Genomic DNA, 12,949 nt, shown 5'->3' with positions numbered 1-12,949 from the left:
CTACAGCATAAACGGTATTCAACCGATACGCCTTGCTTTCATATTCCAGTTGTCGGGGCGTCAACATTTCGTTAAAGTCACGCCCCTTCTTCACTGGCATGGGGATTTTTACGGTGTTTATTGGTTTTGACTACGGTACGGCAAACTGTTCAGTGGCCGTTATGCGTGACGGGCAGCCACACCTGCTCAAAATGGAAAATAACAGCACGCTGCTGCCTTCAATGCTGTGCGCGCCAACGCGTGAAGCAGTCAGCGAGTGGTTGTATCGTCATCACGACGTCCCAACAACGGACGATGAAACGCAGGCGCTGCTTCGCCGGGCAATGCGCTTTAACCGCGAAGAAGACATCGACGTTAACGTCAACAGCGTGCAGTTCGGTCTGTCGTCGCTGGGTCAGTATATTGCAGACCCGGAAGAGGTGTACTTTGTTAAATCACCAAAATCATTTTTGGGTGCCAACGGTCTGAAGCCGCAGCAGGTTGCGCTGTTTGAGGATCTAGTCTGCGCGATGATGCTGCACATACGCAACCAGGCGCAAAATCAGTTGCCGGAAGCGATCACCCAGGCCGTTATTGGTCGCCCCATCAACTTCCAGGGGTTAGGTGGCGATGATGCCAACGCCCAGGCGCAAGGAATTCTTGAACGTGCGGCCAAACGCGCCGGTTTTCAGGATGTCGTCTTCCAGTACGAGCCGGTCGCGGCTGGGCTGGATTTCGAAGCCACGCTACTGGAAGAAAAACGTGTGTTAGTGGTGGATATTGGCGGAGGTACGACCGACTGTTCACTGCTGCTGATGGGGCCGCAATGGCATCAGCGCGCCGATCGCGAAAATAGCCTGCTGGGACACAGTGGCTGTCGCGTAGGCGGGAACGATCTGGACATCGCGCTGGCGTTTAAACACCTGATGCCGCTGCTCGGCATGGGGGGAGAAACGGAAAAAGGTATCGCCTTACCTATTCTTCCCTGGTGGAATGCGGTCGCGATCAACGATGTTCCCGCGCAAAGTGATTTCTACAGTAGCGCCAACGGTCGCTTGCTCAACGATCTTGTCCGCGACGCGAGAGAAGCCGATAAAGTCGCACTGTTGCTTAAAGTCTGGCGCGAGCGTCTGAGCTACCGCCTGGTGCGCAGCGCAGAAGAGAGCAAAATTGCGCTTTCCGACCAGACTATCGTTACAGCGGCGATCCCGTTTATCAGCGACACGCTGGCAACCGATATCAGTCAGCACGGTCTGGAAACTGCACTTAATCAACCCCTGGCGCGTATTCTGGAGCAGGTGCAACTGGCGCTGGAAAACGCACAGGAAAAACCGGACGTGATTTACCTGACCGGCGGCAGCGCGCGTTCGCCGTTGATCAAAAAGGCTCTCACCGAGCAGCTTCCTGGGATCCCTATCGCGGGCGGCGATGATTTCGGCTCCGTCACCGCCGGACTGGCCCGCTGGGCTGACGTTGTTTTCCGCTAAGTGGCCCGCAGGCTTAAAGGTACGCGTATTGACGTCATCGTTACTGTGTCTTATTTTCAGGAGTGAGGGTTAGGGAGGGTTTCCCCTCCCCCTGGTGTCTTAGTAAGCCGCGAAGCTAATGACGAAGAGTATCACCAGTATGATGACCTGCTTCATCATAACCCTTTCCTTATTTTGGTCCCTTCCTCGGGAGGGTCTTTCCCGTTCCAGCGTCCCGCTGAAATCTCTGGCTTACCTCCTTTTGCCTTGGCTGCACTCTAACGCACAATGACGCATTCGCTATTTTCGCCGCAGATTGTTGCGTAACGCCTCGCAAAGCCGCATCGGCATTCAGACGAATCCAGACAGTGTTTCATAATTCCTCCATCTTTCACCCTTGTTCACTGGCTAAACTAGTATCATTCCGCGAATCGTTTCAGGATGAGAAACTCATAAGAATGAAAGGCAGTAATAAATCCCGCTGGGTGATAGCAATCGCGATCGTCGTGGCTTCCATCGCCGCAATCTGGTTCTGGCAAAGCCGCAGCGCTTCCCAGGAAACCGCACCGGGCGCGACCAAACCAGCGCAGCAAACGCCAGGGTCAGGACGGCGTGGAATGCGTTCCGGACCGTTAGCTCCCGTTCAGGCTGCCACCGCCACCGAGGAAGCCGTTCCGCGTTACCTGACAGGGCTGGGAACCATTACTGCCGCCAATACCGCCACGGTACGTAGCCGGGTGGACGGACAGCTCATCGCCTTACATTTCGAAGAAGGGCAGCAGGTAAAAGCTGGCGATCTGCTGGCTGAGATAGACCCCAGTCAGTTCAAAGTCGCTCTGGCTCAGGCGCAGGGGCAACTGGCAAAAGATAAAGCCACGCTGGCGAATGCCCGTCGCGATCTTGCCCGCTATCAACAGTTGGTTAAAACCAATCTGGTCTCCCGCCAGGAGCTGGACGCCCAGCAGGCGCTGGTCAATGAGACGTTAGGGACGATTAAAGCGGATGAGGCCAGCGTCGCCAGCGCCCAACTGCAGCTCGACTGGAGCCGGATAACCGCCCCTGTCGATGGTCGCGTCGGTCTGAAACAGGTCGATGTGGGTAACCAAATATCCAGCGGCGATACCACCGGGATTGTCGTCATTACGCAAACGCATCCCATCGACCTGATATTCACCTTGCCTGAAAACGACATCGCCACCGTGTTGCGGGCACAAAAATCGGGGGAGCCGCTCAAAGTCGAAGCCTGGGACCGAACCAATTCACAAAAACTGAGTGAAGGCGTCCTGCTCAGTCTCGACAATCAAATTGATGCCACTACAGGAACCATCAAAGTTAAAGCCCGTTTTAACAATCAGGATGATGCGTTATTCCCTAACCAGTTCGTCAACGCCCGCATGCTGGTCGACACGCAGCAAAATGCCGTGGTGATCCCAACAGCCGCCCTGCAGATGGGCAATGAAGGCCACTTTGTCTGGGTGCTGAACAGCGATAATAAAGTGAGCAAACATCTGGTTAAACCGGGTATTCAGGATAGCCAAAAAGTGGTAATCGCCGCGGGGTTGTCCGCAGGTGATCGGGTCGTAACTGACGGTATTGACCGCCTGACGGAAGGCGCAAAAGTCGAAGTCGTTGAGGCGCATGACGCCTTAGCGACGGACGAGAAAACTGCGCCACGCGGATACGGCAAAAAAGGAGCCGATTCCTGATGCAGGCGTTACCTCCGGACAATACAGGCGGACCATCGCGCCTGTTCATTCTGCGCCCCGTCGCCACCACGTTGCTGATGGTCGCGATTTTACTGGCCGGTATTATCGGTTATCGCTTCCTGCCGATCGCCGCCTTGCCGGAAGTTGATTACCCAACAATTCAGGTCGTTACGCTCTACCCCGGCGCCAGCCCGGACGTCATGACTTCGGCGGTCACCGCACCGCTTGAACGTCAGTTCGGACAGATGTCTGGCTTGAAGCAGATGTCCTCGCAAAGCTCCGGCGGCGCATCGGTCGTCACGTTGCAGTTTCAACTGACGCTCCCGTTAGATGTTGCCGAGCAGGAAGTTCAGGCTGCGATTAACGCCGCCACTAATTTACTGCCAAACGACCTGCCCAACCCACCGGTTTACAGCAAGGTAAACCCGGCAGATCCACCAATCATGACGCTGGCGGTCACTTCCAGCGCCATGCCGATGACGCAGGTGGAAGATATGGTCGAAACCCGCGTCGCGCAGAAAATCTCTCAGGTTTCCGGCGTTGGTCTGGTAACCCTTTCCGGTGGACAACGTCCGGCGGTCCGCGTGAAGCTTAACGCTCAGGCCATTGCCGCCCTCGGTCTGACCAGCGAAACTATCCGTACGGCCATCACCGGAGCCAACGTTAATTCAGCGAAAGGGAGTCTTGATGGCCCAACGCGTGCCGTCACGCTTTCAGCCAATGACCAGATGCAGTCCGCGGACGAATATCGTCAACTGATTGTGGCCTATAAAAACGGCGCGCCGGTGCGCCTGGGCGATGTCGCTACCGTCGAACAAGGGGCAGAAAATAGCTGGCTGGGCGCGTGGGCCAATAAGCAACAAGCGATTGTGATGAATGTGCAGCGCCAACCTGGGGCGAACATCATCTCCACGGCAGACAGTATCCGTCAAATGTTGCCGCAGCTCACCGAAAGTCTGCCCAAATCAGTCAATGTCAGCGTGCTTTCAGATCGTACAACCAATATTCGTGCCTCTGTTGCAGACACCCAGTTTGAGCTGATGCTGGCAATAGCACTGGTGGTGATGATTATCTACCTGTTTCTGCGCAATATTCCGGCGACGATTATTCCCGCCGTCGCCGTACCGCTATCGCTAGTCGGCACTTTCGCGGTGATGGTATTTCTTGATTTCTCCATCAACAACCTGACTTTAATGGCGCTCACCATCGCAACGGGCTTTGTGGTGGATGACGCTATCGTGGTTATTGAGAATATTTCACGCTACCTTGAAAAAGGCGAGAAACCGCTGACTGCCGCCCTGAAAGGTGCAGGCGAGATTGGTTTTACCATCATCTCGCTAACATTTTCGCTGATCGCCGTCCTGATTCCACTGTTGTTTATGGGTGATATCGTTGGCCGATTATTCCGTGAATTTGCCGTTACGCTGGCCGTGGCAATTCTGATTTCCGCCGTCGTCTCACTTACCCTCACGCCGATGATGTGCGCGCGTATGCTTAGTCAAGCCTCGTTGCGCAAGCAAAACCGCTTCTCCCGCGCCTCGGAGCGCATGTTCGATCGCGTCATTGCCGGGTACGGCCACTGGCTGGCAAAAGTACTAAACCACCCTTGGCTGACGCTGAGCGTGGCACTCGGCACGCTGGCACTGAGCGTCATGCTATGGGTTTTCATCCCAAAAGGTTTCTTCCCGATCCAGGACAACGGTATTATCCAGGGTACGCTACAGGCACCGCAGTCCAGTTCGTTTGCCAGCATGGCCCAGCGCCAGCAACAGGTTTCAGATGTCATCCTTAAAGATCCGGCGGTAGAGAGCCTGACCGCGTTTGTTGGCGTGGATGGTACGAATCCGGCATTAAACAGCGCGCGTTTGCAAATCAACCTTAAACCGCTGGATGAACGTGACGATCGCGTACAGAAAGTGATCGCCCGGTTACAGGACGCGGTTGACAGAGTCCCCGGCGTTGACCTCTACCTTCAGCCGACCCAGGACCTGACGATTGATACTCAGGTTAGCCGGACGCAATATCAGTTTACGCTGCAAGCAACTTCCCTGGATGCCCTCAGCACCTGGGTTCCACAACTGTTAGCAAAACTACAGCAGCTACCGCAACTGTCCGACGTCAGCAGCGACTGGCAGGATAAAGGACTGGTGGCGTATGTGAATGTCAATCGCGACAGCGCCAGCCGTTTAGGCATTAGCATGGCGGATGTCGATAATGCCCTGTATAACGCCTTCGGCCAGCGACTGATTTCAACCATCTACACCCAGGCCAACCAGTATCGCGTCGTGTTAGAACATGACACCAATAATACGCCAGGCATTGCCGCGCTGGACACTATCCGTCTGACCAGTAGTGACGGCGGCATGGTACCGCTCAGCGCGATCGCCAGCATTGAACAGCGTTTCGCCCCTCTGTCGATTAACCACCTCGATCAGTTCCCGGTCACCACCATCTCATTCAACGTGCCGGAAGATCATTCGCTGGGCGATGCGGTACAGGCAATTCTGGATGCCGAAAAAACGCTTAACCTGCCCGCGAATATTACCACCCAGTTCCAGGGCAGTACCCTCGCCTTCCAGGCCGCGTTGGGCAACACTATCTGGTTGATTGTGGCCGCGGTTGTGGCGATGTATATCGTGCTCGGCGTGTTGTACGAGAGCTTTATTCACCCGATTACCATTCTCTCCACGCTGCCTACAGCGGGTGTCGGAGCACTGCTGGCGTTAATGATTGCAGGCAGCGAACTGGACGTCATCGCGATCATCGGCATTATTTTGTTGATCGGTATCGTCAAGAAAAACGCCATCATGATGATCGACTTTGCCCTTGCTGCGGAGCGCGAACAGGGTATGGCGCCGCGCGATGCCATTTTCCAGGCGTGTTTACTGCGTTTTCGTCCAATCCTGATGACGACGCTGGCAGCGCTGCTCGGCGCGTTGCCGCTGATGTTAAGTACCGGTGTGGGCGCAGAGTTACGCCGCCCATTAGGGATTGGCATGGTTGGCGGGCTGCTGGTAAGTCAGGTGTTAACCCTGTTTACTACGCCGGTGATTTACCTGCTGTTTGACCGCCTGTCGCTGTACGTGAAAAACCGCTTCCCGCGCCAGGAAGAGGAAGCGTAAATGAAATTTTTCGCGCTTTTCATTCATCGTCCGGTGGCGACCATTCTCATTTCGGTGGCTATCACCCTGTGCGGTATTCTGGGTTTTCGACTGCTGCCGGTCGCTCCGCTGCCGCAGGTGGATTTTCCGGTGATAATGGTCAGCGCATCATTACCCGGTGCCTCCCCTGAAACAATGGCCTCCTCGGTCGCGACCCCGCTGGAGCGCTCGCTGGGGCGCATCGCGGGTGTGAACGAAATGACCTCAAGCAGTTCGCTTGGCAGTACGCGCATTATTCTCGAATTCAAATTCGACCGTGACATCAATGGTGCAGCGCGGGACGTTCAGGCCGCGATTAACGCGGCGCAAAGCCTGTTACCCAGCGGGATGCCAAGCCGACCAACGTACCGCAAAGCCAACCCTTCCGATGCGCCAATAATGATCCTGACGCTCACGTCAGACACTTACTCGCAGGGTGAACTGTACGATTTCGCATCGACCCAACTGGCACAAACCATCGCGCAAATCGACGGAGTGGGTGACGTGGACGTCGGCGGGAGTTCTCTGCCTGCCGTACGGGTCGGACTCAACCCGCAAGCGCTGTTTAACCAGGGGGTGTCACTGGACGACGTGCGTAGCGCGATCGACAACGCCAACGTGCGTAAGCCGCAGGGAGCAATCGAGAATGATACCCATCGCTGGCAGGTACAAACTAACGATGAGCTGAAAACCGCCGCCGAATACCAACCGATTATCATCCACTATAACAACGGCGCGGCGGTGCGGCTTGGTGACGTTGCGTCTGTAACCGACTCGGTACAGGACGTTCGTAACGCGGGGATGACCAACGCCAAACCCGCCATCCTGCTGATGATCCGCAAACTGCCGGAAGCCAATATTATTCAGACGGTAGACAGCATTCGCGCCAAATTACCGGAGTTACAAACACTAGTCCCGGCCGCCATCGACCTGCAAATTGCCCAGGACCGTTCGCCGACTATTCGCGCCTCACTGGAGGAAGTCGAACAGACGCTGATTATCTCTGTAGCACTGGTTATCCTGGTGGTCTTTGTTTTCCTGCGTTCCGGGCGCGCGACCCTGATCCCCGCAGTAGCGGTTCCGGTCTCGCTGATTGGTACCTTTGCCGCCATGTATCTGTGCGGATTCAGCCTGAATAACCTGTCGTTGATGGCGCTGACCATTGCGACGGGATTTGTCGTGGATGACGCCATCGTGGTACTGGAAAATATTGCTCGCCATCTGGAAGCGGGCATGAAGCCACTGCAGGCGGCATTACAGGGCACGCGCGAAGTGGGATTCACCGTGCTCTCTATGAGCCTGTCGCTGGTGGCGGTATTCCTGCCACTGCTGTTAATGGGGGGATTGCCTGGGCGCCTGCTGCGCGAATTTGCCGTCACGCTGTCAGTTGCCATCGGTATCTCGCTGCTGGTGTCACTCACATTAACGCCAATGATGTGCGGCTGGATGCTCAAATCCAGTGCCCCGCGTGAACAGTCGCGTAAACGGGGATTTGGTCGTGTGTTGGTAGCACTGCAGCAGAGTTACGGCACTTCGCTTAAATGGGTGTTGCGCCACACGCGAATGGTGGGTGTGGTGTTGCTCGGCACTATTGCGCTGAATATCTGGCTTTATATTTCCATTCCCAAAACCTTCTTCCCGGAGCAGGATACGGGCGTATTGATGGGAGGGATCCAGGCCGACCAGAGCATCTCTTTCCAGGCTATGCGCGGCAAACTGCAGGACTTTATGAAGATCATCCGCGACGACCCGGCAGTAAATAACGTCACTGGTTTTACAGGCGGTTCCCGGGTTAACAGTGGGATGATGTTTATTACCCTCAAGCCGCGCGATGAACGCCGCGAAACCGCTCAGCAGGTGATCGACCGCCTACGAGTGAAGTTGGCAAAAGAGCCGGGCGCGAATCTGTTTTTGATGGCAGTCCAGGATATTCGCGTCGGTGGACGCCAGGCCAACGCCAGCTATCAATACACATTGCTGTCCGACGATCTCGCAGCGCTTCGTGAGTGGGAACCGAAAATCCGTAAGGCGCTTGCCGCCCTGCCCCAACTGGCGGACGTCAATTCCGATCAGCAGGATAATGGTGCGGAGATGAACCTTTCCTACGATCGTGACACCATGTCGCGTCTGGGGATCGACGTCGCAGCCGCTAACAGCCTGTTGAACAACGCGTTTGGCCAACGGCAAATTTCGACTATTTACCAGCCGATGAACCAGTACAAAGTGGTGATGGAGGTCGATCGACGTTACACCCAGGACATTAGCGCGCTGGACAAAATGTTCGTCATCAACAATGACGGTAAGGCGATCCCGTTATCGTACTTTGCCAAATGGCAACCGGCGAATGCCCCGCTGTCGGTTAACCATCAGGGCTTATCTGCCGCCTCAACCGTGTCGTTTAACCTGCCGACAGGCTCTTCTTTATCTGAGGCGACAGAGGCCATCAACAGAACAATGACCCAACTCGGCGTTCCCTCCACGGTGCGCGGCAGCTTTGCCGGTACAGCACAAGTATTTCAGGACACCATGAAGTCACAGGTGATCCTGATCATCGCCGCTATCGCCACGGTCTACATCGTGCTGGGCATGTTGTATGAAAGCTATGTTCACCCTCTGACCATTCTCTCCACGCTACCTTCCGCTGGCGTTGGGGCTTTGCTGGCGCTGGAGCTGTTCAATGCCCCGTTCAGCCTAATCGCCCTGATAGGGATCATGCTATTAATTGGCATTGTGAAGAAAAACGCCATCATGATGGTCGATTTTGCGCTGGAAGCACAGAGAAACGGCAAGCTGCAGCCGGAGGAAGCCATTTTCCAGGCCTGCCTGTTGCGCTTTCGCCCAATCATGATGACCACGCTGGCAGCGTTGTTTGGCGCGCTGCCGCTGGTGTTATCCGCAGGAGATGGCTCTGAACTGCGCCAGCCGTTGGGGATAACCATAGTCGGCGGCCTGGTCGTGAGCCAACTCCTGACGCTGTATACCACGCCCGTGGTGTATCTCTTTTTCGACCGTCTGCGTCTGCGTTTTTCGCGTAAAAACAGCAAACCGGTAGCAGAGTTATGACAGAACTTCCCGACAGCACCCGCTGGCAGCTTTGGATTGTGGCATTCGGCTTTTTTATGCAATCGCTGGATACCACCATCGTTAATACCGCGCTTCCCTCGATGGCGGCAAGCCTCGGGGAAAGCCCGTTACATATGCATATGGTCATTGTGTCATATGTATTAACCGTTGCCGTCATGTTGCCCGCCAGCGGATGGCTGGCAGACAAAGTCGGCGTGCGTAATATCTTCTTCAGCGCCATCATTCTGTTTACACTTGGTTCGCTGTTTTGCGCCTGGTCGAGCACGCTCAACGAGCTGGTGATGGCACGCGTCTTACAAGGCGTTGGCGGTGCGATGATGGTGCCGGTCGGCAGGCTAACGGTGATGAAAATCGTCCCGCGCGAGCAATATATGGCGGCAATGACGTTTGTCACACTGCCCGGTCAGATTGGTCCATTACTGGGACCGGCATTAGGCGGTATTCTGGTTGAGTACGCCTCCTGGCACTGGATATTTTTGATTAACATTCCGGTAGGTATTGTCGGCGCGATAGCAACGTTGATGCTGATGCCCAACTACACCATGCAAACCCGACGCTTCGACCTCTCCGGATTCGCGATGCTGGCGGTCGGTATGGCAGTTCTGACGCTGGCGCTCGATGGTAGCAAAGGAACCGGCCTCTCCGGTATCACGCTGGCGGCGCTGGTTATCTGTGGGGTGTTGGCAATTACGCTGTATCTGAAACACGCTCATCGAAATCCCCGCGCGCTATTCAGCTTAAATCTGTTTCGCACATCGACCTTCTCACTAGGTCTGTTTGGTAGTTTTGCCGGACGCATCGGCAGCGGTATGCTGCCGTTTATGACGCCGGTGTTTTTACAGATTGGCCTCGGTTTTTCACCGTTTCATGCCGGGTTAATGATGATCCCGATGGTGCTGGGCAGTATGGGCATGAAGCGCATTGTGGTGCAGGTCGTTAACCGGTTTGGCTACCGTCGCGTACTGGTCGCTACTACGCTTGGCCTGTCGCTGGTCTGTGTGCTGTTGATGACCACCGCGCTACTCGGCTGGTATTACGCCCTGCCCTTCGTGCTGTTCTTACAGGGAATGGTCAACTCAACGCGCTTTTCATCCATGAACACCCTGACGCTAAAAGATCTGCCTGACGATCTCGCCAGCAGCGGCAACAGCCTGCTGTCGATGATCATGCAGCTGTCGATGAGTATCGGGGTAACTATCGCGGGTCTGCTGTTAGGCATGTTTGGCCAGCAACATATCACCGTTGACAGCAATAGTACGCATAACGTCTTTATGTATACCTGGCTGTGCATTGCACTCATTATTGCGCTGCCCGCTATCATTTTTTCCCGCGTGCCGAATGACACGCAAACCAACGCGGTGATTTCACGGCGCAAAAGGAGCACCTGATGAAGTTCTGGCGGCCCGGTATCACCGGCAAACTGTTTCTGGCGATTTTCGCCACCTGCATTGTGTTGCTGATCAGCATGCACTGGGCCGTACGCATAAGCTTCGAACGCGGTTTTATCGATTATATTAAGAACGGTAACGAACAGCGGCTGCAAATGCTCAGCGATGCGCTCGGCGAACAGTATGAGCAACATGGCAACTGGCGATTCTTGCGCAATAACGATCGGTTTGTTTTTCAGATCCTGCGTTCTTTTGAACACGACAATGACGATGATAAACCGGGTCCAGCCATGCCGCCACACGGCTGGCGTACGCAGTTTTGGGTTGTCGATCAAAATGCCCGCGTGCTGGTCGGCCCGCGGGCCCCGGTCCCCCGTGACGGTATGCGCCATCCCATCCGCGTTAACGGTAGCGAAGTGGGTGCCGTGATTGCCTCACCGGTGGAGCGCTTAACGCGTAATACGGATATCAATTTCGACAAGCAGCAAAGACGTTCCAGTTGGCTTATCGTCGCGCTCTCCACGATCCTGGCGGCGCTGGCAACGTTTACGCTGGCGCGCAGCCTGCTGGCACCGGTCAAACGGCTGGTGGAAGGCACACACAAACTGGCGGCTGGCGATTTCACCACTCGCGTTGCGCCGACCAGTACGGATGAGCTAGGTAAACTGGCGCTGGACTTTAACCAGCTCGCCAGTACGCTGGAAAAAAACCAGCAGATGCGCCGTGATTTTATGGCCGATATTTCTCACGAACTGCGCACGCCGTTGGCAGTATTGCGCGGTGAACTGGAGGCTATTCAGGATGGCGTACGCCAGTTTACGCCCGAGTCGGTGGCCTCTTTACAGGCTGAAGTCGGTACACTCACCAAGCTGGTTAACGATCTTCATCAGCTCTCCATGTCAGATGAGGGCGCTCTGGCCTATCAGAAAACATCGCTGGATCTTATCCCGTTACTGGAAGTGGCAAGCGGCGCATTTCGTGAACGCTTTGCCAGCCGTGGACTGACCATACAGCTTTCGCTCCCGGACAGTATGGCGGTTTTCGGTGACAGAGATCGTTTGATGCAGTTGTTCAACAATCTGCTGGAAAACAGCCTGCGCTACACCGACAGCGGCGGTGGACTGCACATCAGTGCCGAACAACGTGAGCGTATGGTTTTATTAACCTTCGCTGATTCCGCTCCTGGCGTCAGTGACGACCAGTTGCAAAGGCTGTTCGAGCGATTTTATCGCACCGAAGGCTCGCGTAACCGCGCCAGCGGAGGTTCCGGACTGGGGCTGGCGATTTGCGTCAATATCGTACAGGCGCATAATGGTCTGATCCGCGCCACCCATTCGCCTTTTGGCGGGGTTAGCATTACAGTAGAGTTTCCGCTGGAACGCGATTTACAGAGAGATGTATGACTGAGTTACCCATTGATGAAAACACGCCGCGTATTCTGATCGTGGAAGACGAGCCCAAGCTGGGGCAACTACTTATCGACTACCTGCGAGCGGCAGGCTATGCCCCTACGCTTATCAGCCACGGTGATTTGGTTCTGCCTTTTGTGCGGCAGACACCGCCCGATATGATCTTGTTAGATCTGATGCTGCCCGGTACCGACGGTCTGACTCTGTGTCGGGAGATTCGTCGTTTCTCGGAAATCCCCATCATGATGGTAACCGCCAAAATTGAAGAAATAGATCGCCTGTTGGGGCTGGAGATCGGTGCAGATGACTACATTTGCAAACCTTACAGCCCGCGCGAAGTTGTCGCTCGCGTGAAGACGATTCTGCGCCGTTGCAAACCGCAGCGCGAACTGCAACAAATGGATGCAGCCAGCCCGCTGATTGTCGATGAAGGTCGTTTTCAGGCGTCCTGGCGTGGGAAAATGCTCGACTTAACGCCCGCTGAATTTCGCTTACTCAAAACGCTGTCACATGAACCGGGAAAAGTCTTCTCCCGCGAACAGTTACTCAATCATCTCTACGACGATTACCGCGTGGTTACCGATCGCACTATCGACAGCCATATTAAGAACTTGCGACGCAAGCTGGAGTCGCTGGATGCGGAGCAGTCATTTATCCGCGCGGTCTATGGCGTAGGGTATCGTTGGGAAGCCGATGCGTGCCGAATTGTGTAATCAGAGATAGCCCAACCGATGTCAGATAAGGCGGAGCGACCACCAGGTACAATGACTTTACCTG

The 12,949-nt window shown here is 55.2% G+C and carries 8 protein-coding genes; 7 read left to right on the top strand and 1 reads right to left on the bottom strand.

Features of this window, described 5'->3' with window-relative positions; all coding sequences use genetic code 11:
* Window positions 1–113 precede the first annotated feature (113 nt).
* Window positions 114–1,466, top strand: coding sequence for a molecular chaperone (gene yegD, locus NMD08_RS09625; protein WP_187258730.1), 1,353 nt, complete (start codon window positions 114–116; stop codon window positions 1,464–1,466).
* Between the two features lie 99 nt (window positions 1,467–1,565).
* Here the strand turns inward: yegD and NMD08_RS09620 are convergent, their stop codons facing one another.
* On the bottom strand, window positions 1,566–1,625 hold the full coding sequence (locus tag NMD08_RS09620; protein WP_151219965.1) for a type I toxin-antitoxin system Ibs family toxin: 60 nt from the start codon (window positions 1,623–1,625) through the stop codon (window positions 1,566–1,568).
* Between the two features lie 278 nt (window positions 1,626–1,903).
* On the opposite strand from NMD08_RS09620, the gene NMD08_RS09615 reads away from it, so the two are divergent.
* Genes NMD08_RS09615 through baeR form a run of 6 tightly spaced genes read left to right on the top strand, consistent with a single transcriptional unit; the run spans window position 1,904 to window position 12,885 of the window.
* On the top strand, window positions 1,904–3,151 hold the full coding sequence (locus NMD08_RS09615) for an MdtA/MuxA family multidrug efflux RND transporter periplasmic adaptor subunit (protein ID WP_187253371.1): 1,248 nt from the start codon (window positions 1,904–1,906) through the stop codon (window positions 3,149–3,151).
* A complete protein-coding gene (locus NMD08_RS09610; RefSeq protein ID WP_210904581.1) occupies window positions 3,151–6,273 on the top strand; it encodes an MdtB/MuxB family multidrug efflux RND transporter permease subunit in 3,123 nt (1,040 codons plus the stop codon). The genes NMD08_RS09615 and NMD08_RS09610 overlap by 1 nt, the downstream gene beginning before the upstream one ends.
* Window positions 6,274–9,354: a multidrug efflux RND transporter permease subunit MdtC gene (gene mdtC / locus NMD08_RS09605; RefSeq protein WP_286544324.1), complete on the top strand. Its 3,081-nt coding sequence runs from the start codon at window positions 6,274–6,276 to the stop codon at window positions 9,352–9,354.
* Complete coding sequence (locus NMD08_RS09600; RefSeq protein ID WP_187253374.1) at window positions 9,351–10,763, top strand: MFS transporter; 1,413 nt, start codon at window positions 9,351–9,353, stop codon at window positions 10,761–10,763. Before mdtC ends, NMD08_RS09600 begins: the two co-directional genes overlap by 4 nt.
* Window positions 10,763–12,166 (top strand): two-component system sensor histidine kinase BaeS, encoded by a 1,404-nt coding sequence (gene baeS / locus NMD08_RS09595; RefSeq protein ID WP_370620038.1) that lies wholly within the window; start codon window positions 10,763–10,765, stop codon window positions 12,164–12,166. The genes NMD08_RS09600 and baeS overlap by 1 nt, the downstream gene beginning before the upstream one ends.
* Window positions 12,163–12,885 carry a two-component system response regulator BaeR gene (gene baeR / locus NMD08_RS09590; RefSeq protein WP_187258726.1) on the top strand — a complete coding sequence of 241 codons (723 nt, stop codon included), beginning with the start codon at window positions 12,163–12,165 and terminating at the stop codon, window positions 12,883–12,885. Before baeS ends, baeR begins: the two co-directional genes overlap by 4 nt.
* Window positions 12,886–12,949 lie beyond the last annotated feature (64 nt).

Origin of the sequence: Citrobacter meridianamericanus (genome assembly GCF_041320245.1) — a bacterium.
Taxonomy (GTDB): domain Bacteria; phylum Pseudomonadota; class Gammaproteobacteria; order Enterobacterales; family Enterobacteriaceae; genus Citrobacter; species Citrobacter meridianamericanus.
The sequence above is the reverse complement of the archived record's forward strand: the minus strand, read 5'-3'. Positions and strand labels throughout refer to the sequence as shown.

What these genes read in the sequence shown, in the direction of transcription:
- baeR (WP_187258726.1), top strand. Translation starts at nt 12,163, where the DNA reads ATGACTGAGTTACCCATTGATGAAAACACGCCGCGTATTCTGATCGTG.
- baeS (WP_370620038.1), top strand. Translation starts at nt 10,763, where the DNA reads ATGAAGTTCTGGCGGCCCGGTATCACCGGCAAACTGTTTCTGGCGATT.
- mdtC (WP_286544324.1), top strand. Translation starts at nt 6,274, where the DNA reads ATGAAATTTTTCGCGCTTTTCATTCATCGTCCGGTGGCGACCATTCTC.
- NMD08_RS09610 (WP_210904581.1), top strand. Translation starts at nt 3,151, where the DNA reads ATGCAGGCGTTACCTCCGGACAATACAGGCGGACCATCGCGCCTGTTC.
- NMD08_RS09600 (WP_187253374.1), top strand. Translation starts at nt 9,351, where the DNA reads ATGACAGAACTTCCCGACAGCACCCGCTGGCAGCTTTGGATTGTGGCA.
- NMD08_RS09615 (WP_187253371.1), top strand. Translation starts at nt 1,904, where the DNA reads ATGAAAGGCAGTAATAAATCCCGCTGGGTGATAGCAATCGCGATCGTC.